A 25,385-nucleotide genomic window follows, 5' to 3' on the forward strand; every position below is an offset into this window, starting at 1 on the left:
CACGTCTTCTCCGACGCGGGCGGGGTGATCGACCCGGTCACCGGCAAGACCACCGACCCGAAGAACGCCGGAAAGCTGCAGTCGGTCATGTGGCTCTCCTCCATCCAGCACACCGGTCTCGACACGAGCGCGGGCGGCAGCGGTCCGCTCACCCTGGACCCCGTCACCTTCACCGGCATCGAGATGGACAACCGGGTCGACGGCCTCGAGCCGGGCGCTCCGCCGCTGTACCACCCGCGGATCTCCAGCATCCGCACCGAGAGCGGCGAGTCCATCGCGGTCACCTACCGCAATCCGGAGTGCTCGCGGGTCAACCACACCATGCCGTCCGCCGCGGACAGCAACACCATGGCCTGCTATCCCGTGCACTGGAACCCCTCGGGAGCCATCACTCCGATCGACGACTGGTTCCACAAGACGCTCGTCGTCCAGGTCACCGACAGCGACCTGACCAAGGCCAACTCCCCGCCCAAGGTCACCAACTACAGCTACGGCGGCGGCGCGGCCTGGCACCGCGACGACTCCGACCTCACAGACGACCAGTACCGCGACTGGAGCGACTTCCGCGGCTACCGCACCGTCACCACCACCACCGGCACGGCACCGGACCCGGTCACCAAGTCCGTCTCCACCTATCTGCAGGGGATGGACGGCGACTACAAGAAGGACGGCACCAAGCGGTCCGTCTCCATCAAGAACTCCGTCGACGACACCGCGGTGACCGACAGCAACTGGCTGGCCGGCGCCACCCTCGAAACCGTCGTCTACAGCAACGCGAGCGGCATCCCCGTCAGCAAGACGATCAACGGCCCGCTCACCGCGACGACGACCGCGAGCAGTTCCCGTACGGCCTGGACGTCCAAGGACCCAGCCCCGGACACCCTGTCGACGCTGCCGGACCTCACCGCGCGCCGCACCACCTCGGTCACCAACCGCACCATGGAGCTGCTCGCCGACGGCAGCTGGCGCACCAAGAAGGCCATCTCGGAGTACGACAGCTACGGGCGTGTGCAGCAGGTCGACGACAAGGGCGACATCTCCGACCCCAAGCAAGAACACTGCACCATCACGAGCTACGCCGACGCCCCGTCCGGCAACCCGATGATGCTCACCTACCCCAGCGAGACGCTGGACGTGACCGGTGGCTGCGACACCAAGCCGGACAGCAAGACCACTCTCAGCCACAAGCGGCTCTTCTACGACGGCGACGGCAGCGTCTCCAACCCCGGCACCTACGGCAAGCTCGGCCAGACCTGGGCCTCGGACGACAAGTCGCACTCGCTGGGATACGTCACCGCCACCCAGGCAGTGACCAAGTACGACGACTCCGGCAACCCCGTCTATCAGACACTCGGAGCCCTGAGGTACGACGACTACGGGCGGACCGTCAAGACGCTTGACTCTGCCTCGCAGGCCACCACCACCGACTACTCCCCAAGCAGCGGGATCCTGCCAACCAAGGTCACCACGACCTACCCGCAGCCCTTCGGCTGGACCTCCAGCGTCGCCGTCGATCCGGGGCGCGGTCTGACCACCCAGTCGGTTGATGCGAACAGCCGCATCACCGACATGACCTATGACGCGCTGGGCCGCCGCACTCAGGTGTGGCTGCCGGGGCGGGACAAGTCGAAGCAGAGCGCGGACCGCAAGTTCAGCTATGCCGTTCACGGCAGCAGCGACAGTCCCGACCCGAACACCGTCACCACGCAGACCCTGCGCGAGGACGAGACATACAGCACGGCGATCTCGATCTACGACGGACTGCTGCGCACCCGCCAGCAGCAGACCTCCACAGCCGACAACTCGGCCGGCCGGCTGATCTCCTCCACCGGTTACGACAGCCACGGCTGGACCGTCTCCAGCATCGCCGCCTACTCCGACCCCACCACGGCGCCCTCCACGACGATGTGGGTGGAGAAGGAGAACACGGTCCCGTCCCAGACCCGTACCGTCTACGACGGACAGGGCCGCGCGGTCGCCAACCAGCAGTGGTCCAGGGCAGTCAAGCTCTGGGAGTCCACCACCACCTACCCGGGTGCCGACCGTACTGAGGCCACCCCGCCGGGCGGCGGGCAGCCGAGCGTCACCTACACCGACGCCCAGGGCCGGACGACCGCCACCCGTCTGAAGGACACCACCCCGGACCGCAAGCTGCCGGCAGGAACCGTCATCGCTTCGGGCAGCCAGGTCGCCTCCAACAGCGTCCGCCTGACCATGCAGCCCGACGGCAACCTCGTCCTGACCGGCATCGCCAGCGGGCAGACCCTGTGGCAGTCCAACACCGGCGGAAACCCCGGAGCCAGTGCCACGGTCCGCACCGACGGCAGCCTCGTGGTCAACAGCACCACCGGCACCGTCCTGTGGAACTCCGGGAGCGGCACCACCGGCACGACCGGCGCGTACACCCTGGTGCGCAGCGACGCCAGCATCCAGATCTACAACGCCGCAGGCAAGAGCGTCTGGAACTCGGGCACTCAGGGCAAGGCCGCAGCGGCGGATGTCACGACCAGTTACACCTACACGGCGGCGGGCAAGACGGAGTCGATCCGCGACGCCCTCGGCAACACCTGGTCCTACAGCTACGACCTGCTGGGACGGAAGACGAGCCAGACCGACCCCGACGCGGGCGCCAGCAGCTACAGCTACGACCAGCAGGGCCGACTCACCCAGAGCACCGACAGCCGCGGGCAGACCCTCTCCTACACCTACGACGGACTCGGCCGCAAAACCGGCCTCTACGACGGAACCAGCACCACCGACCCGGCCAAGCAACTCACCGCCTGGACCTACGACACCCTCGCCAAGGGCTACCCGACCGCCTCGACCCGCTACGTCGGCGGCGCGAACGGCAGCGCCTACGTCAAGAAGGTCAACGGCTACAACACTGCCTACCAGCCCACCGGGACCACCACCGTCATTCCGGCTGCCGAAGGCAAACTCGCCGGCACGTACAGCACCAGCGCCGCGTACACCCCGCGCGTCGGGCTGCTGCAGTCCACCACCTACGACGCGGACGGTGGACTGCCCGCCGAGAGTGTCGGCTACGGCTACAACCTCCAGGGCGGCCTCGTCGAAACCGGCTCCGACCTGGCCCCCTACCTCGACAAGACCCTCTACACACCGCTCGGCCAGGTCATCCAGTCCACCTACGGCCTGTACGGCAAGCAGCTGCGCACCGCTCAGTCCTACGACCAGGCCACCGGTCGCCTGGCCACCAACACGGTCAGCCTGCAGACCAGCAGCACCAACCCCATCGACGCCACCACCTATGGCTACGACCAGGCCGGAAACCTCTCCACCACCGTCGATGTCCAGTCATTCGGCGGCACGACCACCGGCACCGACACCCAGTGCTTCGCCTACGACGGCCTGAACCGGCTCGCCGAGGCATGGACCGACACCAAGGGCACCACTTCCCCGGCCACCGGGCAGATCGCAAACTGCAACACCAGCACGCCTTCCGCCGCGACGCTGGGCGGTCCGGCCCCGTACTGGCAGTCCTTCACCTACAACCTGCTCGGCGACCGCACCCAGCAGGTCAAGCACGACACCACCGGCAACGCGCTCAAGAACACCGTCCAGACCAGCACGTACCCCGGCGGCGGCACCGCGCAGGCCGCCCGTCCCAACACCGTTACCAGCATCACCACCACCGGCTCGAGCGGAACCACCACCCTCACTCCGCACTACGACGCCGCGGGCAACACCACCAGCCGCGACACCAAGACCGGCACCGCCACAGCCACCACCCAGACCCTCACCTACAGCACCGAAGGCCGCACCGACACCGTCACCACACCCAAGGCAGGCGGCGGCACCCAGACCTCCACCTACCTCTACGACGCCGACGGCAACCTACTCGTCCAGAAGGGCGCGGACGCCAACGTCCTCTACCTCTTCGGCGGCGCCGAGCAGCTCACCCTCACCAAGGCCACCGACAAGGTCGCGGGTCTGCGCTACTACACCAGCCCCGACGGCACCCGCCTCACCCGCTCCTCCGCCGGCACCCTGACCTACCAGCCCACCAACCCCCAGAAAACCGCCCAACTCCAAGTCGACGCCTCCAGCCTCGCCATCACCCGCCGCGCCTACGACCCGTACGGGGCGCCGCGCGGTACCACCCCGGCCAACTGGATTGACAACCGCGGCTACTTGGGCAAGCCGGTTGACACTGCCAGCGGCCTCGACCTGCTGGGTGCCCGCAACTACGACCCCGCTCTGGGACGCTTCCTCAGTGTCGACCCGGTGCTTGAGGCCGGCGATCCCAACCAGATGGGCGGCTACACCTACGCCGGCAACGACCCCATCAACTCCAGCGACCCCAGCGGCCTGATCTCCTGGCCCTCATGGGGAGATGTCGGCTCGTTCTTCACCGGCGTCGGTGACTCCTTCGTTGGCGAACCCTGGGCTTGGGGAGTCAACGGCCTGGGATCCTTCGGGAACTCGGTCTCCAGCATCTGGAACGGCGAGAACGAACTCTTCAACGACTGGACCGGCTACCAAGGTCCGCCCAGCTACCTGCAGACGCCGCACAACTCCTGGCACTCGGACGGCCATCCACTCGCCGATCTCTTCGGGGTCGATGCCAAGGGCAAGCCGTACATCTCGGGCGAAATCACCGGCTTCGTCGGAGCGATTGCCGCGGACGGCTACTCGCTCGTCAAATTCGTCAAGAGCTACAAGGCATTCAGAGCGGGCGCGGAAGCCGGCGAGAGTGTTCTGGACACCCTCAAGAGAATGCTCCGCGGCGACGACCCGGCCGCGGGCACACCCCCGGCAAAGCCCGACCCCGGCAAGCCCGCCGACGGCGCCAAGCCGAGCAAGCCGGACACCGGTACCCACGACAGCCCGGAACCCGCACCTAAGGCACTGGAGGAGGGCACCGAAGTTGATGGGTGCAGCTTCACCCCCGACACCTTGGTGCTGATGGACCAGGGCAAGACCAAGTCGATCGGAACCATCAAGGTTGGCGACAAGGTCGAGGCCGCAGACCCGGCCACCGGCAAGGATGCTGGACCACGCGAGGTCACGGCGAAGCTCGTCAACTACGACCGGGACTTGGTCGACATCGACGTCCAAGGAGACGACGGCAAGACCGCAACTCTTCACACCACCTCCAAGCACCCCTTCTGGGACGCCACTGACCGGGGCTGGGTGCCGGCAGGCAAGCTCCAGACCGGTCACACACTGACCACTGACAGGGGGCATCGAGCCGCCCTCGTTGCGATCCACAAGGTCACCGGCGCAGCCGACATGCACAACCTCACCGTCGCCGAACTCCACACGTACTATGTGCTGGCTGGCGCCACAGCGGTCCTCGTGCACAACAAGTGCGGCCCTGGTGGGCAAGATAGGGCGGATCCGGGACATGATTACGAGGGTGGCAAGTACAAGGATCTCAAGGATTCAGCGACCGGAAATAACTACCCCGGAACTGAGATCAATCACGTCCCCCCGGCTTCGATTGCGAAGGCGCATCTTGGATACCGAACAGGCCCAGCCGTTCGAATGGACTACCTGGACCACAGAGACGTCTATTCCACGGGTAGTTCCATGGCGTCGAAGGCGTGGCGGATGCGACAGCAAGAGTTGATCAATGGCGGGCGAGTCGATGAGGCCGTACAAATGGATATCGATGATATTCGAGCTAGATTCGGCGGAAAATACGATGACGCGATCAGTCAAATGCTGAACGAAATGACAAATAACCCAGACTACCAAGCTTTGAGGACGATCCCTAGTCGGGTTGGCTAGGATCGAGGCTGCACCGTGTGGGCCAGGCAAGCCTGGCCCACACGCGTCGGGACGTATCAGGAGTTCATGGTGATTCTGCAGGTAAGCCCTCCAGACAGGGTCGGTCCAGTCGTTTTGGGCATGACGATTGACGAGGCCGAATCGGCCCTGCACTCGATTGAGGGATTCCAAGGGGCAAACGAGTCCCTGGTTCCCGTGCGAGGTCAGGCGAATTATGTGAGCGGCCTGAGCATACACACCCACCTAGATTCACATCGCCTGGTAAACGCAATTGAGGTTTTTAAGCCTCATCACGGCGTCTCTGTTACCTTGGAAGGAATCGATCTCTTCGGTGCGTCAGCTGAGATCGTCGTCGAGCGACTCGGGCGATTCACTGAAATTGCAGAAGAGGAAGAAGGGTGCTCAATCATCGCCCCTTCACTGCTCGTTGCCCTTTGGCGCCCATTTGTCGCAGAAAGTGAGCACGATGAGGAAGGGTACTATTTTCAGTCAGTTTTGCTAGCGCGGCCTGGTTACTACGACTGAATGATGCGGGTAGGTTGTGTGTGCACGTGCCCAGCAAAGTGACCGATATGCTGTTGTTCGGGGTGGCAGGGGCCGAGGTCGTGCTAACGGTCCCCTATTGCTGGGTTCCTCAAAAGCGGTACTCAAAACGGCGCCGGAGGATGCGTGTCGGCGGGGCGGGACGCCCCCAGATCCGGGGTTTGGCGCGGGCGTTGAGCTGGGCGGTGGCCACCGTGGTCACCTCTGTGATGTCGTCGTGGACACAGAAGGAGCGGCCGGCCAGGGCGGCCTTGCGGAACAGGCGGCCATCAGCCTTCTTGCAGGTCGAGCCAGCAGGCGCCGACCGGGATGAACGCGTGGAAGCAGTCCGTTCGCGTCGGACAGGACATGCATCTTGGAACCGGGCTTACCTCGGTCCACGGGGCTCGGACCTGCAAGTTCGCCCCCTTTTTAGCCCTCACATGGGCGGAATCGAGGACCGCACGTGACAGGTCGACCAGGCCCTGCTCATCCAGGAGTTGGAGGACCTTCTGATGCAGTCGGCCCCAGACTCCGGCACGGGACCAGATGGCGAAGCGGCGGTGCACGGTCGACTTCGACGCTCCGAAGCACGGCGGCAACGCCCGCCAGGCACAGCCGCTGACCAGCACGTAGATGATCGCGGCAAACACCGCCTCATCATCGATGTTCGCGACCCCGCCACCCTGCGGACGAACTCGCGGCGCCGGCAGCAACGGCCTTGCCAACTCCCACAAGCCGTCCGGAACGATCCATCCCCACCGTCCACTCCCCATGTCCAGCACAACTGCCAACTGACCATGTACGACACTTCCCAAGGTTGTTGTCAAGCCGCTGTAGTGACGGGCGGTATGGCTTGGTAGCACCGTTTGTCACGCAGAAGCGCCCACAAGACGTTGACTCGTCGGCGGGCGAGGGCCAGCACGGCTTGGGTGTGCCGCTTTCCTTCCGCTCTCTTGCGGTCGTAGAACCGACGGGACTCCGCGCAGTTGCGGATGCTGATGACGGCGGATGTGTAGAAGACCCATTGCAGTCCGCGGTGATATCGCTTTGGCCGGTGGAGGTTGCCGCTGACGCGTCCGGAATCCCGAGGCGCGGGAGCAAGGCCGGCGAAGCCTGCCAGGCGGTCGGAGGTGGCGAAGAACGCCAGGTCTCCGTGGGTGGCCGCCAGAAACTCGGCTCCGAGAAGGGGGTCGATCCCGGGCAGGCTGGTGATCACTGGTGCGAGTTCGTGCTAACGAAACCGGCTCGCGATGACAGCCGCCTGCCAGCAGCGTCGCCCCACCCATCCCGTGATCTTCCATTCGGATCGCGGATGTCAATACACCAGCCAGCAATTCTCCTCCCTGGCAGCCCAGTTCGGGGTCCGGCTTTCGGTCGGCCGCACCGACCAGTGCTGGGACAACGCGCTCGCAGAGTCGTTCTTCTCGACCATCAAACGCGAACTGCTCGGCACCTCCGCCTGGCCCAGCCGGGCCGCCGCCCGCACCGCGATCTTCGACTTCATCGAAGGCTGGTACAACTTGCACCGACTGCATAGCAGCCTCGGCTACCTCAGCCCCGCGGAGTACGAGACCGCACTCGCAGCCTGACCACCACACCAGTGGTGTCCGTCAAAGCGGAACATGCTCACGCGGCCTACGGACCAGTGGGCTCACCGAGGAGTCGGGCGCGGGTCTCGTCGAAAGTCCGCCGGTCGTCCCCGTAGTACCGTAGGCGGGACCACCAGAAGCCGAAGAACTGGCGCTGGACCGGCAAGGTCAGCATGGCCAGCAGCTCCAACTTGGTGCACTCTTGCCGCTCGGACAGCATCAGCATCCGGGCGCAGCCGGCGTAGCCAACGGCCAACTCGATGTGCCGGCGCAGAGCCCATCCGCCCGCGTACGTCTCAACGTGGTCGACCATCCACCGGGTGGCGTCGTCGACCTGCTGCAGCCATCGCTCCCGCTCGCCCCTCAGCCGCTCACGCAGCACGGGCGTCCAGGCCGGATCGTCCGCCGGAAGCGCCCGCAGGCGCGTGCACGCCGAAAGGACCGTCCCCAGGTGGGCGTTGAAGGTGTCCCGGGCGGCGTGAGCCTCCCCGATCCGCTTCTTGCGGGCGTCCAGCCGCGGGGTGACGAACAGGCCAGTCGCGATGGCGGTCACGACAGCGGTGACGGCCGCCACCGAAATGGTCCACAAGGTATTGGGCATGGGCCCCATGCTCCCGTGACGACGACTTCCTGTAAGCCGACTGCCCGGACACGAGCCGGTCTGCCTCGGGGCCTTGGCCAGGCTGGCCCGCCCCAGGGCGTGGGTCGTACGGGGACTCGAAGAGCGGGATGCCGTTGAGCTGATCGCCTGGGCTAGTTGACGGCTTCGACGCCCTGGGCCTTGGGTGCCTCGAGGTGGGCCCGCAATGTGCCGAAGGGCCTCAGACTGCTGTCCCTTCCCGTCTCGAACTTCCGCCGCCATGCGTAGGGTCTGGCTGTGCAGTAGGGGCGGATCAGGTTGCCAGGGAACCGCTTGCTGTCCGGTTCGGGGCGTCCTCGCAAGGACAGGCGCGTGCGAAGAGGTAGGTCCGTTCAAGGTCCTCGGCGACGACCAGTGGCTTCCAGTTGGCGGGGCCCAGTGTGGCGGCACTCTGCTGGGTCTCTATGCCTGGGTCGTGCGGGTATGAGCCTGACGATGATGTGGAAGACCTCCCAGGCAACGTAGCGTTTTTCAGGCAGCGGATCTCGCGCCGGGTCTTTCCTTCGGCCACACACCGCTCGTAGTACGCGTGAGTGCGCGGATCTCAGCGCAGTCGGGTCAGCACGATCCGGTACAGAGCGGCGTTGGCCTAACCGGTCACCAACCCGGTTGAGTCGGCGATCGCATCTGCTGCCGAGGAATACTCAACAGGGCTTGCCTCCGCACGAGACAGCGAACGCCGCTTCACTGCGCAAGCGGTCGGTGTTGCCCCCGATCCTGATCGACACAACGGTCGCGCTCTGCGGCCCGACCCCCGCCATGGCAGGCAACTCGGGGCAATGCCGCCCGATCAGCTCGGACAGGCGCTGCTCCACCTCGCGGCCACGGCCTGGGTGTCGGCCTATCCCCCGGTAGACGGCACCCACGGGCAGCTGCGGTGCCCGGAGGACACATGCCGGGTGCTTTCGACTTGGACCGCGAGGAATCTGCCATTCCGCATTAAGGCCACGAACGCGCTCGCCTTGGTATCACGACCGCACCGTCCGCCAGCCCTGTATCCCAAGGGGAGTCACGCCACCGGCGTTGGATGGCAAGGTCAGCGTCGCCTCTCATCGCCGCACCCGGGTTCCGAAAAGCGAGGCACACTCCCGCAACTCGAACACTTGTCGCAAAATATCGTGCTGTCTTCGGTAGCTTCCTAGCTGTCGCGGCGCACGGCCGCACACGTCTTCGAAGCCAGGAGGTATCGCAGTGCCAGCACGCCATGTCCTATGGGCTGCCCTCGGGTTGTCTACTCTGATCGGCGGGACGCTCGCTCCCGCCGCGCATGCGGCCCAGACCCCGACCACCGAGGGATCCATCGTCTGGACCCGCTCCGACCGCCCCGTCCCCTTATTACCGGTCGGCGCCCTGTACGCACCGGATGCAACGGAAGGCACGCGCCAGTCAGACATGACTGGCACCACCGCCCCCGCCCCTGCGCCGGGGGCAGACACCAGTGTGGAGAACGAAGGGCGATTAGCCAGGCAGAGCGGTCAGACCTACGGGTCCGACGGCACGGGGCCCGCCGCGCAGCCGAAGTTCAGGATGTCGGGCGGCATCATCGACTTCGCGGCCTGCAACCGCAACGCGAGCGGCCACACTCTGACCGGCATCGTCATCGACCATTTCAACTTCTGCCGATGGGGCTACAACACCGTCACCAAACTCGACGGGAAGGGAAGAGTCGAAAGCCAGGTCCGCTTCCTGGAGACCGAGGTGGGGGACGGCTCGAACTCCGAGCGCACCGCCGGCATCAACATCAAGACCACGGAAGTGACCGCCAGCGGCATCTACGACGGGAGCGGCGCCGAGCTGACCCTGTCCCCCAGCACCACCAATCGGTGCACCGTGGGGATGGTCAATCCGGACGGAGGATCCCGCTCCGACCTCGTGCTCGCGTGGGAAGGCAAGGTCGTCCGCTACGAGGTGACCTCACCCGAGAGCACGGGAGACCCCACCCGCATCGACAGGGTGGCGGTCTGCCAGTCGCGCAGCCACTACCGGGTGGACAGCCCCAAGGGAGACACCCCCTGGAGCGAGAACCCCGAGGCGGGATACCGGTTCGACTCAGCTTCCTACCTCGCCCAGTACGGAGTGAAGGGAGCCATATTCGACCGGACAGTTCCGTGGTTCAGCTACGACCGCAGCGACCAGGCCGTCACCGAGGTAGCCGGCCACATCTTCGTCGCGCTCCACGCACCCACCCTGACCTACCCGCGGAAATTCGACAAAGACATCCCGGGCAACATCTGGAACGGTGAATGGAAGCCGCTGCACCGCAACTTCCCCAAGTTCGATGCCGCGTCGGAGGACGTCACGAAGAAGAACAAAGCAGCCAAGGACCGGGCCTGCGCCGGACTCACCCACGACCCCGGGGAGCAGTGCGACGAGTTCCCCTTCGCCTCCACGAAGGAAGGGGCGGGCAAGGGTGACGGGAACTTCTCCGTACGCTACGTCCGCCAGACCGACAACTCCACCGCCGGCGCCCGGCTGAGCACCTGGTACGGGAAGGACCGCATCCTCGACGGCGACGCCTACGGCGTGCTCGTCCAGTAACACCCCACCGCCACCAGGAGGCTCCCCTCACAGCAGGGGAGCCTCCCTCCTATCACGCCCCAGGAACGGGAGTGAAGAGGAAGCGGTACTCCTCCAACCCGGTGACCGGATAGACACTCCCGGCCAGCTCCTCAAACCGTTCAGCGGCGCTCTCGCCTCCCTTGCGCCACACCCGCAGTACGTAGGCAGTGTCTGCCGCAAGATCGAGCCGCAGTTCAGGGCCGTCAAGACTGCACAGGATCACCTGGCCGCTGCCGCTCGTGTACGCCCATTCGCCGAGCGGCACGAACTCCGGCCCTGGCTGGGGAGGAGGCTGGTCACGGACCTCCAGCTCCACCAGCGCCTCGTGCGACGGGGCGTTGCTGAGAATCCTGACCGTGCAGACCCCCACCACCACCGGATCGCCGCCCATGGGGAGCTCCGTCCAAAACGGCCGCTCCGGCTCGCCCGGCCTGCGCATTTCGTCCAGCCCGAAGACCGAACGCTCCACCGGCACGGCACCCGCCACCTCGGTGACAGCATCTTTCGCCATGAACTCACCATAACTGCACGGAACTTCAGGCCGGGCCGACCGTGAGGGCACGATGCGACAGTGCAGCGCTGAAGCGCCGGACCACACGGCGCGCCCGGCTTCGGCGGAGAGCAGTGGCCGATGCAACCGCGCTCCACCCTGCCGTCACCGGCTGCGGTGTTCGTCGCCCTGCGGGCCGCGCTCCGGGTCTACGGGCAGGTACTGGAAACCAAAGGCATTACCCATCGGGGCTTCCGGCACCACTCTGGTGCGTAGTCGAGGGGCGGTCTGCGGGAGAGTTCGTTGTCGGCGGTGTAGCCGCGCGGTCCCTGGCCGTCGGCATGCCAGTAGCGATCAGCATCGGCCTGGACGGCCCGCAGGACGGATTCTTCTCGACGGCGGGGGACGCCGCGTTCGACGCCGCCGTGACCGCCAGCGTCTTCGACATGTACGGTCCTGGCGCCCAGGACACGGAGGCCAGGATCGACCGGGAGTTGAGCGCCCGGTTCGGCCATGCCCGAGCCCAGCGGCTCGACCGCCCTGTACCCCTCCCCAGCGAAGTAGTCGAGCCACTTCTCCTCGTGCCGTTGCACCTGGATCTCCTCGTCGTCGATTGTCGCCGCCCTGGTTTTGCGGGACTGTGGGCAGAGTGTGGCGCACCGCGAGCGCGTCGTTATGTCAGGTGTGATGCCGGGCCGCTGTCCAGCCATCGCAGCAGGTGAGTGAGCCGACCGATCCTGGCCACGCCTGGCAGGTTCAAGTACAGGCCAAACCGGTCGTAGGGCACGCCCCAGCCGACGCCTGCTTGTCGCGCCCCGAGTACGTCGTTTACCAGACCATCGCCGACGAACCAGCAGGCCCGGCCGAAGCCGTCTCGAAAGGAACCGAAGAGTCACACATGCACAGCCAGAACGACGCGATATCGAATACGGACGCCCAGCACAGCCCCGAGCAGATCCGCGCCACCTGGGGCGGAACCGGCAGCGTCGAAGACGCTGCCCGGGCCTTCGGGTTCTCCAGGGCGAAGGGCTACGACCTCGTCCGCCGCGGGCAGTTCCCCTGCCGCCTACTGCGCATCGGCCGCAGCACACGCGTCGTCACCGCATCCTTGCTCCGCGTCCTCGACAGCGGCCAGCCCGAGTACAGTGGAACCCACAACACAGACTCCGTGCCAGCGTGACCCGCTGCATGCAGAAGCCCCCGCCGGACCCGATCCGGCGGGGGCTTCTGCGAGTCACACGAGTCACGAAAAAATCACCAACCACGTCGACACCTCTGGACCACAAGGCCCTGACCTGCACATACGCCCCTGAGCTGGACCCCCTGGACCCCATAAGACGGATTAGCCCACTTGTGCCATGTTGTCGCGAGGGAGGGGCCCAGAACCAGAACTGGAGCGTCTTCTGGCCCGTCAACGCGGTATTGCAGGGTATTCGCAGTCGTCTCACTCACCCGACCACGCTCCCACGTCTCACATTTCTCTCACGACAGGGGTCAGACCACTCCAGACATCCGCCGCCGAGCGGAGGTCTTCCACGTCCGGCTTCACATACCAGCGCTTCGTGGTCCTCACATCGGTGTGCCCCGCCCAGCGGGCGAGGAGATGGTCAGGAACCCCATTGTTCGCCAGGTAGGTGAAGCAACTCGCGCGGGCATCGTACAAACGGACCCGCCGCAGCGCGCTCTCGGCCATGACCTTGTACGCCTGCTCACGCAATTGCTTCACGGTGAGCGGCGTCCCGAGTTCGTCCACCAGCACGTACCCGCTGTCTTCGTACGCCTGCCCAGTCGCCCGCTTTTCAACAGCCTGGGCCGCCTTGAACCTCCGGAGGGCCTCTCTCACCGGAGCCGGCAGCGGGAGGTCCCGTGCCCCGGCGAGCGACTTCGTGTCCTTCTCGACCACGGTCTTGTTCCCCATCAGCGTGCGCGTATTGGCAACGGCCAGGGTGGCCGCGTCCAAGTCCAGATCGGTCCAACGCATGCCGCACACCTCCGCCGGGCGCAGTCCCATCAAGGACAGGAGGAGCGGGGCGTACAGCCTGTGGTCCCTCACCGCCCGTACGAAGGCATGAACCTCCGTGACACTCCAGGGCCGTACCGCGGCCTTAGCCTGCCGCTCTGCCTTGCGCACCTTTCGGGGGATCCTGACCTCCTGGGCCACGTTCACCGCGACCAGGCGGCGAGACACTGCCCGGTTGAGAGCTTCCTTCAGCCGCGTGAGCGACATCTCTACTGAGGTCACCCCTAGACCGGGGCCAGCCTTCGTGGCACGTACGCGGCCCTCACGAAGCGCCCACTGCATCCATGCTTCGACATCGTCCTCGGTGAGCTCTTGGAGCCGGATGTGCCCAAGCCTGCCCCGGACACGGTCCAGGGTCACCCTGTAGGTGGAGATCGTGGTTTCTTCCAGGTCTTCCGTCTTCTTGGCAAGCCACTGATCGAGCCACTCGTTCACGGTCATCTTGCTGCGCGACACGAGCGCCCCATTGTGGCGACGGACCGAAATACGTGCGTACTCAGCCTGCGCCTCCTTGAGCGTCCCGAGGGTACGGGTCAGCTGCTTGCGCTTCCCGGTGACCGGGTCAGTCCCGACGTCGACCACAAACCGGTACCGGACCTGGCCCTTCGCGTTCGGCGGCAGCTTCTTGATCGGTTGAGACAGGATCACTCACTCTCCTTGAGGGCGTGGAAACTCCACATTGGCGGCGCCATTGCTGCCTTTCAGCGAAGGGACACCGCAGTCATCAGGGCAGCAGACAACAGCGCTCGCCTCGTCCAGCGGTTGCGTCGCTGCCTGCTTCGTCCGCTACGGCCTTACTGCCAAGCACAGCCGCGTGCGAACACCCTCAATACTCGGGACGATCCCCGGTTTCGCTAACCGGGGATCGTCTGCTATGTATCGCCCTGCACGACGAGACCTTGCCCGTCGCAGTCATAGCGACCTCCTTCAGGAGGCCGCCTGGCAGCACCGCAGGACAGGGAAGGCAGAGCGCGCGTCGAACCCAATCAACCCGTCGCCGGTGACCCACTCGAGGGCGCAGGTCGCAACGCATATTGAAGTACCAACGACGCGGGTATCGCACCGCGTTGCCATCCCGGAATGCAACACTCAGCCTCACCCACTCATGTATTTCACGGCGAGCGCACTACTACGCGTGCAAGACAGAGGTCCGCCCTTGAACGTCTCCCCGCTGCCAGCACTGATGCTGTCAGCCAGAGCCGCCGGCGATCTGCCCATGACCATCAAGCTTCAGCAACCTGGATCAAGATCGCGAAGGACTCGTCGATCCACCCGACAACCAAACCACCCGCCTCGCCGATACTGGCTCGGCGAGAGATAGCCAACGGCTTCCAGAGCCCCCGGCTCCGTCGAAATCGGTGACCGCATGGACTCCTCGATCGGCCTCACCGACCCGTCACACGTCAACGAGTTCGGCGGGGCGCAAGAGGAGCCTGGCCGTAGTGATTGTGGTGGGCCAGGGGTACGTGGCAGGAATCGACGACATGACCTGTGCATCACAGCACGGGCCAAGGTCCGCTCACCGCCGTGTCATGTTCATCATCCAGTGCAAACGCTACCGCGCACGGGTCACCTCCGGGCATGTGCAGCAGTTCAACGGCACCGCGCGGCCCCACCACGGCGCCGACGTGGCCATCATGATCGGCCTCGCCGGGTTCACCGAGCCCGCTGCCGCGTTCGCGCGCCAGCACCACATCACCGTTCTCGGCCGCGCCGAGATCAAGAAGTGGGCGCATGGCACCCACCTGTACCAAGCCGTCAACATCCTCACCTGACGTGCCTCCACCCGTCCGTCGGACACAGTCCAAGGAGAATCCGGCCCGTGCCGCCTGAGCCACGAGGGCAGACCGCAGCCTGGGCGAAGTCACTGGGCTGCCTGATACTCCTGGTCCTCCGAGACGGCACCTTCTACGAGTCAAGAACCCCCACCGTCACCCTCGCCGCATGACTATCGCAAACACCCGCATACCAGGCACCACGTCCTTGACGAAGGACATAGAGACACCCCCCCCGGTTGCTCGGCGCAGGGTATCTGATCGTTGTCCGCGGGGCGTCAGTTGGTCGGGGGCGGCAAGGCGTGGCCAGCAAGTTCAGGCGAACTCCCAACGCAGCGACCGCTCCGCCTCGGTTCTGCACGATTCGCTTGACCTCACGACGACTCGGCGGGCACGTCCGTGTCGGCTGCAGTCGCTTGGCGGTTCATGACGGACAAGGAGAGTGCTGCTCCTTCCAGCGCGTGCTGTGTGGCGAGCAGCGCGGTGAACTGCGCCGCTCGCAGTGAGGTTGGGTCTGTCGCGTCATAGGCGGCACGAAGAGCCTTCGTGGAGGCTGCTACCAAACCGTCGAACGGCAGCTCGCTGCTGGGGGCCTTCTCCGCCTCGTCGGGCACCAGAACCTGCTTTGTGGCACGCGCGAGGAGCATAGACAGCTCTCCGACCGCGCTTCCGGCCATACCCAGCAGCCCAGCCAGATCGTCCAAGGTGGTTGCCTCGTGGGCGTGCTGACGGATGAGCTCGAACCCTGGAACCCTGGGCTGGTGGGGAATCTCGGCGTTCGCACTGTCAGCTGTCGGGGCTGGCGCGGGCGGCAGCAGGGCCTCCAAGAGGAGCCGATCGCCGTAGAGCGCGGCGTGTACCGCCGCAGCGACCCGGCGCGCCTCGAGCTCGCCCGCCAGCCCCGTCACCGTGAAGTACTCCGGTCCCACCGTCCCGGTGCGCGCAGAATCTCTGGACACCAGAGCCACGATGACCTGCTCGAGAAGATCCAGACTTCGCTGGGAGGCGTCCCAGCCTGGCGCAGTCAGCACGTCGACCTTGGCCGTCCAGGTCCCTTGGCTGCCGGCCAGCACACACACGAATGGGACCCGCGCCCTCTTCGCTGCCCGATACGCGGCGTTGAAAGCGTCCAAGTCACTGCCATCAGGGATGAGTTCGGCCGCCAAGGGCCCCGAGATCGCCATACCCAGGAGTGTCTCTCAACTCGCTCGATGCGCGTGGGAGAAGCGGCGGGTAGAGGCACTGCGCGTCCGGCGTCCCCGGCGCGAGCCCTCCGCTGGGGCACGGCTGGTGCAGCCGCTATCCGAGAGCCTCTCTCAGTTCACCTGGCTCGTAGCGCAATTGGAAGGTGTGCGCATGCTCACCATCCATCCAGTACAACGTCATGGCTGAGAGTACGCTCTGCTTCACCCAGCGGGTGCGTGAACGTTCACCAGCATCCTGGTCCAAGATCCATGCCTCCACTTGTTTGGGGAGGCCGAAGGTCAGCTCGTACGCCTCGGGATCCGCGGCCGGCCGTACCCGCCAGACCGGGTGCGGCGTCGCCTGATGCAGTCGCCGCAGACGCACTGCGTGGGTTGGTTGCTCCAGGGCATAGTTAACGAACGCGTAGAGGTTGTTCGACGCGAGCCCCAGGACGAAGGGTGCAGCCGGGAAAGCGAGCATCAGGCCCAGTGTGGATCGGGCATGCAGGTTCTCGATGAGAACATCAAGCGGTTCCGTCACAGAGGGCTGCGACGTAGCCGGTCCTGTATTCAAGTCGAGTAGCGGCCGACGCAGGTAGTTGCGAATCTCGTTCACCGTTGGCCGATCCGCTGTCGGCAAGGAGTCAATCGCCGCATGAACGGCCTTGACCGTGTCCTTTACGAGCTGCCGCAGGACGGTGAAGTCCGGCAGGGACAGGTCGATCAGGGATATCTGGTGAGCCAGTGCGAACTCCTGCGCATCCGCAGAGAATCCGGAAGTGGAAAAGATCGCGTAGCTGTATCGGTAGCGCGTCCTGGGCCGCCTCGGCCCGCTCCCGGCGCTGACCGTGGTGATCACATTCTCGTTGACGTCGTGAACGACCCCGTGGCCATTGCGCACCGTGGCGAGCTGCACCTTCTTCGTCGTGAACTTCGCCTCGACAAACAGTCTGACCGGCAACGAGAACGGTGGCACATACCGAAACTGGCCCAGTGCGTCGGCCTGGTGCCAGGCACCTCGCCCGCGGACCACGAGGCCGTGGTTGCGCTCTTCCAGGACCTTCCATGGAGCCTTTTCCTGGTCGTCGTCGGCTGTGAGCACCTCGTATCCGCTGGACCGCAGGAGCCACGCAAGCACTTCTTCCAGGATGTAACCCCGCAGCACTGGTTCAGTGATCATGCCGAGACCCTAACGGGCGCCATATTCGACTGCTCTGGCTGGGGAGCCGTCCGATGTCAGCCCCTCCTCAATGCACATCGCTGTTGTCCTTCATGAGGCGGCGTAGCTGCGCTCGAACAGAGTTCGGGCACGCTCGATTCGCTCTCGTTGCGGAGGTGGACTTCCAGCCGGCCGGTGCCGTGATGGCCGGGCCGATCGTGGCTGAGAGCGGTGTCGCCCGGGGCCGCCTTCAGGCGGACGAGGGCCTGGTCGGGCGGACTTTGGAGACGCGGGCGAAGTTCTGCAGCCGCCGGTAGGCCATGTACTGCTTGTTGTCCACGCGCATCACGTCATCGCCGAGAGTAGCCAGCATCTCGTCAACTGCAGACCGCAGTACCGCCCGCACCCGACCCGAACGAGTGATTGCCTGGCTGGGGCGAGGCGTGTGGGCTGGACCCATGCATCGCTGGTCCCCCTTGAACGAACGGCAACTCGCTCTTCTCGGTCGCCTGAACGCGGGCGAGAGCCTCGCCGCCCAGCCGGTGAGTGATAGGCGCTCGGCCTACGCGCTGCGGGATCGCGGGCTGCTGACCGTGCGACGGAGCGGGGGCGCCTTGTCGGCCGAGGTGACCGAGGCCGGCAGGTTCTATCTCCAGCACGGCCACCACCCGGACCACCCGGACCATACGAGCCAGAACTCGCGCACCACGGTTGCGGCCAGTCCGCCGGGGAGCCGCCCCGCTACACCGGTGAGCAAACCAATACGCCCGACCGCGGCCGCCAACCACGGGACCGCCACGGCCTCGAAGAAGGCGCCGAAGGTGCCAATGGCGTACAGCGAGCGGCCGATCCCGGTCGCGCGGCGGGCGAAAGCGCTTGATCTGATCGAGCGGCTCGTCGAACGGCGCGAGGTCATCATCCACGAACCTGACGAGGCGCAGGTGACCGAGTGGCGGCGCGTGATTGATTTCGCGAAGCGGCACAGCCTGGTCCCGCCGGGCAATCGGATCGAGAAATTCCGTATGTTCAACCGCACCCGGGACCTGCAGATCTCCCTCCTGGACGGCGCGCATCCCAACGCTGGCCGGCAGACGCCGGAGGACGGCCCGCGCGTTCCGGTACCCGTGCAGTTGCGTTCACCACACCCAGTTGTGTCCTCGCTGCGCGATGACGAAGGCCGGCTCGTGATGCCGGCCGAGCTTCGCCGTCGCGCCCTTCGGCTGTTCCAGGCGCTCGTCGCTGAAGCCGTACGCAGGGGGCACAAGGTGGCGGACCATCCGGTCGCCGACCGGCATCGCCGCCACGGCTACTCCTACAACGGCCGCGTCACGGCGCCGAGTTATTCGCGTCGCAACGGCGAACTGAACCTGGTCGTCGGCAAGTTCACGTGCACCGTCACCATCCAGCAGGAGAGCCCGCAGTCGTCAGACCCCCTACGTGCCGAGAAGCTCATGCTCGAGTTCAGCCCCAGCCGCTCCGCGCGCCGCCGTCAGTGGGCCGACCGCAAGCGCTGGGTGCTCGAGGACGTCCTGGGTGCGGTACTCGACGAAGTCGAGTTCTGCGCGGCCGAGGACGCCAAGCGCGAGGAGAAGGAGAAGCGCGCCAAGGCGGAGCGGGAGACCCGCTGGCACGAGGCCATGGCCGCAGCACGGCAGCGGGCCGTCCAGGCCGAGCTCGCTCGTGTGCTGGGCGAACAGGCAGGGCAGTGGCGGGAGGTGGCGCTCCTGCGCGAGTACTGCGCGGCCCTGGAAGTGCGCATAGCCGAGGCGTCGGCGTCCGAGGAGGCGCAGGTCGCCTCGCCACGGGAGTGGCTGGGCTGGGCCCAGCGGCACATCGAAGCGATCGATCCGCTGCGCCGGCTCCCAGGGATGCCCACTCCACGTGAGCCGAAGGCCGACGAGCTGAAGTCCTACCTGAACGGGTGGAGCCCGCACGGCCCGGAATCCCATACAGGCTGGGGGAACTAATGAGATGACCCCGCACCCCACGTCTGCCGACGACGACCGAGCCACGCATACTCCGGAGCGTCCGGCTGCGGTACTGCGTTCGCTGCCCGGGCGAGCGAGGCCGCGCAAGGAAGCCCTGCAGGAGTACGAGCAGGAGAGTGCCCGACTAGGAGAAGGCCTACCCGCGGGCCTGGGGGCGCTCCTTGTCCCCGAGGCAGAGCAGTTGTACCGGTGGCGCATCCAGCTGGACTGCGGATGCATCCACGAAGTCTGGACGCGCGGCGAGGAAGACCTGCCCAGCGAGCGACGAAGGCACGGTCCGGAGCAGGAGCAACTGCAGAAAGGGCAGATGCTCTGCGTTCACGACGATGGCCCGCCTGCCCGCTACCAGAACATCGTGGAATGGGGTGAGCGCACAGAACACACCTTCCCAGCAGATCCCGTGGAACCCCGCCACGGGCTAAGTCCGCAGGAGTGGGCGGCGATGCGCCATGACAAACCGCACACGCGAGCGTTCTGGAAGGTGACTCTGGCCTGCGGACACATCACCGACACCATCGCCCCGAGCCTGGAGTGGAAGCCCGCCGACGGACCTCGCCTGACCGACGCCGACCGGGTTGCGGAAATGACCGAGGAGTTCGAGGAATTCTGGGCATCGAACCCGACCGGCCAGTCTCCCCGCGAACGTGAACACACTCGGAGGGTGCTCGCTCAAGGGTGGCCGCGCCCCGAACCCGAGGAGCTCTGCTACACCTGCCGCTGGGTGCGGTGGATCATGGCGTACCAGCGCATCGGCTGGCTGATCCCCCGCGCGAAGCAGCCGCAGAGACAGCAGCCACCGTCACGCGCCACCCTGGAGCGCAGGCTTCGGCAGATGGAGGCCGAGGCAAAGCAGCTGCGCACCCAGCTAGCCCAGTTAGATTCGCATACGGAAGATCGGCCACAGACCTAGAGTCGTGGCGCGTCCCCTCCCGGTGGCCCATCACAAGACATCTGCTGGGATCTCCACATACTCCTTGCGCAGGGTATCGACGATCTCGTGAGTGTCGGAGTAATCGGCGTCGTCGATGGCGGCAATAGCACGGACGCCGATCGCCGCGTTGGTCGCGAACGCGGCCCGCATGCCCGCGACATCAGCCAGCGCGAGCGGCTTCTCGTCGTGCTCGTGGGCCTGTTTGAGCAGTTCCATGGTGACGCCGACAAGGCAATCCGCCGCTGGCCAGACGACCCGGTCGCCGTCGTAGAAGCCGACGTTCCAGGTACCGCCTTCCGAGATAATCGACTGGTCGTTCACAAAGAGTGCGTCGTCCTAGCCGTTCAACTGGGCGGTGCGGCGGTGCGGCGGTGCAGGAGTGTGGCGAACAGACCGACGCTCTTCACCTGTGGCACGTCCCGTCCGTACGAAACGGATTGGACCCGCAGCCGAGGCAGCGGCAGATCGGCGGCAGGCCGGGAGGTGACGAGGATCTGCGGCTCGGCCGGGGCTGCGAGTTGCGCTAGTTGATGCAAACCGCCGCACATCAAAGCAGACCGACGACGGCCAACGCCTTTGACTTGTCTGCGGGCTGGTGTAGCACATGCCCGTGTTCAAGGCTTTTCAGCTGTACACCGCCCTTGGGGACGAGATCGGCGTGGAAGGTCGACCATGCGCGGCAAACCGGGCAGACCTCGCCCGTCAGGAACGGGCGCAGCAGATGCAGCTCGTGTGTGGAGTCCTGCAGGTAGAGACTGCCGGGTTCCAGATCGTGTCTCAACGAAGTGGCAGCCTTGGTCGGCACAACGGGATGGTCCCCCGTCAACTCGCGGTAGCGGACGTCGGTCGATTTGGCGAGGGTGTCCCAGCGGGCCTCGGTGACGTGCCATAGCGGGAAGTCGGCGAGAAACCTGGATCGTTCAACGAGCAGGGTCAGGTCGGCGAAGGCTTCTGTGACCGCGCGGGGGAGATCGAGGGGATCGATACGCCGGAGGTGGGCATCGTCGTTGCGACGGTCGCTCAACCGCTGGCGCGCCTCGACGGCGTCTCGGTCCGCCAGCAGGGAACGGATGCTGTGGATGGGGTGCTGGTGCGGCAGTTCGCGCAGTTTGCGGCTTGTGGCTGCCTCCTGCATCACGGCAGCCCAGTCACCGAGGCCCGGGCCGCTGCGCCCGCTGGTGAGCTTCTCCTTGATCGCCGCGGTGGAGCCCAGCGCGACCTCGGCTTCCCAGGCGAGCGCCAGCGTGAGCAGCGCCATGTAGCAGAGCAGGATTTCGGCGGTGTCCAGAACGGCGTTGTAGGCCGCCCTCTGATCGCCGGCGCTAATGCGGGCTTCGGTTTCACGCCATCGGGAGGCGATGGGGAGAGGGAAGCGCGTGCGCACGGTGTGCCCCAGGTTGTCGAGCAGTGTTGCGGCTTCCACACGCAAACGCAGCCCACGGCCCTGGTCGATGATCCTGTCCCGAGCCTGAACCGCCGTTTTGTACGTGAACGCGGACTCCAGAAGTGTTGCTGCTTCTTTCGCCCAGGACTCAAGGCGGTGGCGGGCGGCATCAAGATCCTGGAGCGCCGTGGTCAGGTCGTTGTCCGGCTGCGGCACGGGCAGTTCCAGGAGCCGCTTCACCGTGATGTGAAGGCTGGATCTGCCGACCAGCCGATCGGCCAGCGGCGTACGCAAGAACTGGACGGTCAGACTGATCTGTTGTGGCGAGATGGCGGCACGAGGGCGCAGGGCGACTGTCGTGTGGGAGGACGCGACGGGGAGGTCCTGCGCGGTTACCTCGGCAACGATCAGACCTGGCGGATCTTGAGGTCCATGAATCTCGCGGAGGATGAGGTCGCCTGGTCGCAGGAGGTATTCGGGCGGAGCCTTGACCCAATAGCTGTCGTTGGCAGGCAGCGCGATGGAGCCATCGCGCCGTACGTCACGGCCTCCCAGGAGCCGGATAGCACCGGGCTGCTCCTCGGAGCTGAGCCAGTGCGAGTGTCCCGCCATGTGGATGCGGGGGACGGTCTCGTACAGCTCTCCCAGCGTGGTGAGGCTGCCGAAGCCCACCAGGTCGGCTTGCTGCGATACGACATCTGGATGGTGACGGTCGAAGTCGAGGCCCTCTGTAGCAGGCGGGAGGTCTCGGATGACGTAGCCGTACCGGGTACTGCCTCCTCCGCGCTTGAGCAGGATCTGGAAGTCCTTCTCGGTGGACGCCTCGTCGTCCCCATGCGGCGCCCGGAAGATCTTCATCGGGGGTCGGTGATCCTGCTTAGCCTGCAGGAAGCAGACAGCCACGACGACAGCCTGATGGACCTGAGGAATCACACCTGTGCTGTAGATGACGGCCATGACGTCCCAGTGCTCGGCCAGTGTCCTGCGCAGCCCTGCCGCACGCGGCGATTCCGAGACCCAAAGTTCGGCAGGCGTCAGGACCGCCATGCTGCTGCTGGCGTCCGCGGGGCGACATGCACCAAGAACATCGTCGTACGCGTAGAGGGACACATCCCGACGCGATGTCCGAGCGCCGGTGCGGCGTTGCCATGGCGGTACGAGGAGAAGTGGGCCCTGCCCCATGAGGCGTGCAGCGCCCGGGCCGAGGTCCTGCCAGGCCGGTTCCTGAACCGAACGCCACTCCGAGGGCGGTGCGAAGGAGGGCTGGCCGTCTTCCGAACTGGTGGTCAGTACCGTCACGGGCCCCGGCGCCAGATGCGCGAACGCCATCATGAGGATGCGCTCGAATGACGGGCTGAGCGATCCGATTCCTTCGGGCATCCTGCCCCTCCACCTCAGCCCTCGGCACAGGTCGGCAGACGCTTCGGCGACCCCGCCTCCCGGTATACGAGCGGTGATCTTACCGTCGTGCAGAGAGGTCAATCGCGGTATTGGGGCACACCGGTAAACCGTCAGGTGCTGGCGGGGGCGGGAAGCCGATCCCTCGCCGTGGCGTCGGGGCGCGGGCTGGATGTCTGCCATCCGTCCTGGAGGACCTGGCGGGCCGGGCGCGAGTTGTGGAGGCGGAGGAGATCAGTCGCTGGGTCCCGTTGGGCTGCGCGTCATGGGCGTTCTGCAACCGCTCCAGCAGAAGACGGCGCGCGTGTCTCGGGCCTGTGCAAATGACGCAGCGCGCAGCTGTGGTCCCGGCCTTTAACAAGCTATTTCGTTTGGTGTGATCTTGCGGGATGCTGGCTGGGTGGCCAAGCAGATTGTTGTTCGGATGGTGCCGGACGGTTTGTGGGAGCTGTTCCAGCGGGTGGTGCCGCCGGCGCCGGTTCGCCCGCAGGGCGGTGGGCGCCGACGCCAGCACGGTGACCGTGAGGTGCTGGCCGCGATCGTGTTCGTGGCCACGTCAGGATGCACCTGGAACCAGTTGCCGCCCGGGTTCGGGCCGTCAGGTGTGACCGCGTTCCGGCGGTTCACCGAGTGGTCCGAGGCCCGTGTGTGGGCCAGGCTCCACCGCCTCGTCCTCGATGAACTCGGCGCTCAGGGCGAGCTGGACTGGTCGCGGTGCGCGATCGATTCCGTCAGTGTCCGGGCGGCAAAAGGGGGCGGCTGACGGGACCGAATCCGACCGACCGTGGCAAGAACGGTTCGAAGATTCACATCATCGTCGACCGGAACGGACTGCCGATCTCGATCGGCATCTCCGCGGCCAACCTGCACGACAGTCAGGCCCTCGAGGCCCTCGTTCGCGGCATCCCACCGATCCGATCTCGTCGCGGACCCCGTCGGCGAAGGCCGGACAAGCTCCACGGCGACAAGGGATACGACTACCCGCACCTGCGACGATGGTTACGTGACCGGGGCATCACGCCCCGCATCGCCCGCCGTGGCGTGGAGAGTTCTGAACGCCTGGGCCGGCACCGGTGGGTGGTGGAGCGGAGCATCGCCTGGTTTGGCGGATGCCGACGACTCCACCGCCGCTACGAACGCAAACCCGAACACTTCCTCGCCTTCACCGCCCTCGCCGCCACCCTCATCTGCTACCGCAGACTCCCCAAATGAAATGCCTTGTAAGTGGACGTTAAGTCCGATCTTCCTCGGTTCGTGATCGCTCGATCGAGGTACTGATCGTCGCGCGGGCCGTCTGGCGGGTCGTCTGACATGCATGTCCATGCCGAGATGCGGGGCGTGAAGAGAGATCCGCACCCGAGTGACTTAGGGGACGAGCAGTGGGCGTTGATCGAGCCGATGATCGCGGCCTGGAGGCAGGGCCGGATCAAGCGGTCGGCGACCGGAGATCCGGGGTCCTGCGACCTGCGGGAGGTCGTGAACGCGATCTTCTACCAGAACCGGACGGGCTGCCAATGGCGCTACCTCCCGCATGATCTGCCGTCCTGGTCAGCGGTGTTCTACTACTTCGGCCTGTGGCGCCAGGGCGGGCTTGACCAGCGCTTCCAGGAACTTCTGCGCTGCTAGGTGCGGTAGAGAGCGAAGCGATTAGAGGACTCGTCCCTCGTGATCATCGACACCCAGTCGGTCCGCGCGGCCGCGGATGCCCCCAAGACCACGACGGAGTTGGACGCCAACAACAAGGTGTCGGCCGCAAGCGAGGGCTGGCCGTCGATGTTCTCAGCCTGATCATCGGCGTCGTGGTGCTGGCCGCCTCCGCCCACGACAACGCCGCCGGCACCGCCCTGCTCGACCAGGTGGCCGGATGACCTCGCGCCGGGTCTTCCCCTCGGCCGCCGGCCACTCATAGTACGTCTGGGTACGCGGATCCCAGCACAGTCGGGATAGCGCAATAGATCCACCGAACGCGGCGTCGTTCACCAGAACGTA

Annotated in this window: 17 protein-coding genes and 3 pseudogenes; 10 read left to right on the forward strand and 10 right to left on the reverse strand. The window is 65.9% G+C overall.

What is annotated here, in order from left to right; translation table 11 throughout:
- Nucleotides 1-24: 24 nt before the first annotated feature.
- Nucleotides 25-5,754 carry a polymorphic toxin-type HINT domain-containing protein gene (locus tag AB0G17_RS30705; RefSeq protein ID WP_361389820.1) on the forward strand — a complete coding sequence of 1,910 codons (5,730 nt, stop codon included), beginning with the start codon at nt 25-27 and terminating at the stop codon, nt 5,752-5,754.
- A gap of 66 nt (nt 5,755-5,820) precedes the next feature.
- A complete protein-coding gene (locus tag AB0G17_RS30710) occupies nt 5,821-6,279 on the forward strand; it encodes a hypothetical protein (RefSeq protein WP_361389822.1) in 459 nt (152 codons plus the stop codon).
- A 342-nt stretch (nt 6,280-6,621) separates the two neighbouring features.
- Here AB0G17_RS30710 and AB0G17_RS30715 read toward each other — a convergent pair.
- Nucleotides 6,622-7,052 (reverse strand): annotated as a pseudogene (locus AB0G17_RS30715) (transposase); the annotation flags it as partial.
- Nucleotides 7,053-7,102: 50 nt separating this feature from the next.
- Nucleotides 7,103-7,531: pseudogene (locus AB0G17_RS30720) on the reverse strand (transposase); the annotation flags it as partial.
- On the opposite strand from AB0G17_RS30720, the gene AB0G17_RS30725 reads away from it, so the two are divergent.
- Nucleotides 7,530-7,868 carry an integrase core domain-containing protein gene (locus AB0G17_RS30725; protein ID WP_361389824.1) on the forward strand — a complete coding sequence of 113 codons (339 nt, stop codon included), beginning with the start codon at nt 7,530-7,532 and terminating at the stop codon, nt 7,866-7,868. The pseudogene AB0G17_RS30720 and the gene AB0G17_RS30725 sit on opposite strands and share 2 nt — an antisense overlap.
- Before the next feature lie 46 nt (nt 7,869-7,914).
- Here AB0G17_RS30725 and AB0G17_RS30730 read toward each other — a convergent pair whose 3' ends face one another.
- Nucleotides 7,915-8,469 (reverse strand): hypothetical protein, encoded by a 555-nt coding sequence (locus AB0G17_RS30730; protein WP_361389826.1) that lies wholly within the window; start codon nt 8,467-8,469, stop codon nt 7,915-7,917.
- Between the two features lie 1,479 nt (nt 8,470-9,948).
- Between AB0G17_RS30730 and AB0G17_RS30735 the strand changes: the two genes are divergently transcribed.
- Nucleotides 9,949-11,046 carry a NucA/NucB deoxyribonuclease domain-containing protein gene (locus tag AB0G17_RS30735; RefSeq protein WP_361389828.1) on the forward strand — a complete coding sequence of 366 codons (1,098 nt, stop codon included), beginning with the start codon at nt 9,949-9,951 and terminating at the stop codon, nt 11,044-11,046.
- Nucleotides 11,047-11,098: 52 nt separating this feature from the next.
- Here AB0G17_RS30735 and AB0G17_RS30740 read toward each other — a convergent pair whose 3' ends face one another.
- Entirely contained in the window at nt 11,099-11,578 is a 480-nt protein-coding gene (locus tag AB0G17_RS30740; protein ID WP_361389830.1) for a Haze protective factor 1, read from the reverse strand.
- A 697-nt stretch (nt 11,579-12,275) separates the two neighbouring features.
- On the opposite strand from AB0G17_RS30740, the gene AB0G17_RS30745 reads away from it, so the two are divergent.
- A complete protein-coding gene (locus AB0G17_RS30745) occupies nt 12,276-12,737 on the forward strand; it encodes a helix-turn-helix domain-containing protein (RefSeq protein WP_361389832.1) in 462 nt (153 codons plus the stop codon).
- Between the two features lie 291 nt (nt 12,738-13,028).
- Here AB0G17_RS30745 and AB0G17_RS30750 read toward each other — a convergent pair whose 3' ends face one another.
- The gene (locus tag AB0G17_RS30750) at nt 13,029-14,225 is read right to left on the reverse strand and encodes a tyrosine-type recombinase/integrase (protein ID WP_361389834.1); all 1,197 of its coding nucleotides are present in this window, start codon (nt 14,223-14,225) and stop codon (nt 13,029-13,031) included.
- Nucleotides 14,226-15,061: 836 nt separating this feature from the next.
- On the opposite strand from AB0G17_RS30750, the gene AB0G17_RS30755 reads away from it, so the two are divergent.
- Nucleotides 15,062-15,352, forward strand: coding sequence for a restriction endonuclease (locus AB0G17_RS30755; RefSeq protein WP_361389836.1), 291 nt, complete (start codon nt 15,062-15,064; stop codon nt 15,350-15,352).
- Between the two features lie 374 nt (nt 15,353-15,726).
- Here the strand turns inward: AB0G17_RS30755 and AB0G17_RS30760 are convergent, their stop codons facing one another.
- From AB0G17_RS30760 to AB0G17_RS30770, 3 genes are all read right to left on the reverse strand, one after another.
- A complete protein-coding gene (locus tag AB0G17_RS30760; protein ID WP_361389838.1) occupies nt 15,727-16,536 on the reverse strand; it encodes a hypothetical protein in 810 nt (269 codons plus the stop codon).
- Between the two features lie 115 nt (nt 16,537-16,651).
- Nucleotides 16,652-17,716, reverse strand: a complete 1,065-nt coding sequence (locus AB0G17_RS30765) for a hypothetical protein (protein ID WP_361389840.1) — start codon at nt 17,714-17,716, stop codon at nt 16,652-16,654.
- 229 nt (nt 17,717-17,945) lie between these two features.
- Entirely contained in the window at nt 17,946-18,068 is a 123-nt protein-coding gene (locus AB0G17_RS30770) for a hypothetical protein (protein ID WP_361389842.1), read from the reverse strand.
- An 85-nt stretch (nt 18,069-18,153) separates the two neighbouring features.
- On the opposite strand from AB0G17_RS30770, the gene AB0G17_RS30775 reads away from it, so the two are divergent.
- Together AB0G17_RS30775 and AB0G17_RS30780 are read left to right on the forward strand one after the other, a co-directional pair.
- Nucleotides 18,154-19,662: a hypothetical protein gene (locus tag AB0G17_RS30775; protein ID WP_361389844.1), complete on the forward strand. Its 1,509-nt coding sequence runs from the start codon at nt 18,154-18,156 to the stop codon at nt 19,660-19,662.
- 4 nt (nt 19,663-19,666) lie between these two features.
- Nucleotides 19,667-20,593, forward strand: coding sequence for a hypothetical protein (locus tag AB0G17_RS30780; protein WP_361389846.1), 927 nt, complete (start codon nt 19,667-19,669; stop codon nt 20,591-20,593).
- 30 nt (nt 20,594-20,623) lie between these two features.
- Here AB0G17_RS30780 and AB0G17_RS30785 read toward each other — a convergent pair whose 3' ends face one another.
- Both AB0G17_RS30785 and AB0G17_RS30790 read right to left on the reverse strand, forming a co-directional pair.
- A complete protein-coding gene (locus tag AB0G17_RS30785) occupies nt 20,624-20,935 on the reverse strand; it encodes an aminotransferase class IV (RefSeq protein WP_361389848.1) in 312 nt (103 codons plus the stop codon).
- A gap of 226 nt (nt 20,936-21,161) precedes the next feature.
- Complete coding sequence (locus AB0G17_RS30790; RefSeq protein WP_361389850.1) at nt 21,162-23,378, reverse strand: hypothetical protein; 2,217 nt, start codon at nt 23,376-23,378, stop codon at nt 21,162-21,164.
- A gap of 442 nt (nt 23,379-23,820) precedes the next feature.
- On the opposite strand from AB0G17_RS30790, the gene AB0G17_RS30795 reads away from it, so the two are divergent.
- Both AB0G17_RS30795 and AB0G17_RS30800 read left to right on the forward strand, forming a co-directional pair.
- Nucleotides 23,821-24,608 (forward strand): IS5 family transposase gene (locus AB0G17_RS30795; RefSeq protein WP_361389914.1). Its coding sequence is split into 2 segments (ribosomal slippage): nt 23,821-24,157 and nt 24,157-24,608, totalling 789 coding nucleotides; the frame shifts between segments, so codons are not numbered across the junction.
- 126 nt (nt 24,609-24,734) lie between these two features.
- Nucleotides 24,735-25,258 (forward strand): annotated as a pseudogene (locus AB0G17_RS30800) (transposase); the annotation flags it as partial.
- Nucleotides 25,259-25,385 lie beyond the last annotated feature (127 nt).

This window comes from Streptomyces sp. NPDC023838 (assembly GCF_040639555.1).
Taxonomy (GTDB): Bacteria; Actinomycetota; Actinomycetes; order Streptomycetales; family Streptomycetaceae; genus Streptomyces.

Bases quoted from the DNA above. Each gene is read 5' to 3' on its own strand.
- AB0G17_RS30760 (WP_361389838.1), bottom strand. From the start codon at position 16,536: ATGGCGATCTCGGGGCCCTTGGCGGCCGAACTCATCCCTGATGGCAGT.
- AB0G17_RS30780 (WP_361389846.1), top strand. From the start codon at position 19,667: ATGACCCCGCACCCCACGTCTGCCGACGACGACCGAGCCACGCATACT.
- AB0G17_RS30770 (WP_361389842.1), bottom strand. From the start codon at position 18,068: ATGCTGGCTACTCTCGGCGATGACGTGATGCGCGTGGACAACAAGCAG.
- AB0G17_RS30740 (WP_361389830.1), bottom strand. From the start codon at position 11,578: ATGGCGAAAGATGCTGTCACCGAGGTGGCGGGTGCCGTGCCGGTGGAG.
- AB0G17_RS30765 (WP_361389840.1), bottom strand. From the start codon at position 17,716: ATGATCACTGAACCAGTGCTGCGGGGTTACATCCTGGAAGAAGTGCTT.
- AB0G17_RS30730 (WP_361389826.1), bottom strand. From the start codon at position 8,469: ATGCCCAATACCTTGTGGACCATTTCGGTGGCGGCCGTCACCGCTGTC.
- AB0G17_RS30725 (WP_361389824.1), top strand. From the start codon at position 7,530: ATGACAGCCGCCTGCCAGCAGCGTCGCCCCACCCATCCCGTGATCTTC.
- AB0G17_RS30790 (WP_361389850.1), bottom strand. From the start codon at position 23,378: ATGCCCGAAGGAATCGGATCGCTCAGCCCGTCATTCGAGCGCATCCTC.
- AB0G17_RS30755 (WP_361389836.1), top strand. From the start codon at position 15,062: ATGACCTGTGCATCACAGCACGGGCCAAGGTCCGCTCACCGCCGTGTC.
- AB0G17_RS30710 (WP_361389822.1), top strand. From the start codon at position 5,821: ATGGTGATTCTGCAGGTAAGCCCTCCAGACAGGGTCGGTCCAGTCGTT.
- AB0G17_RS30775 (WP_361389844.1), top strand. From the start codon at position 18,154: ATGCATCGCTGGTCCCCCTTGAACGAACGGCAACTCGCTCTTCTCGGT.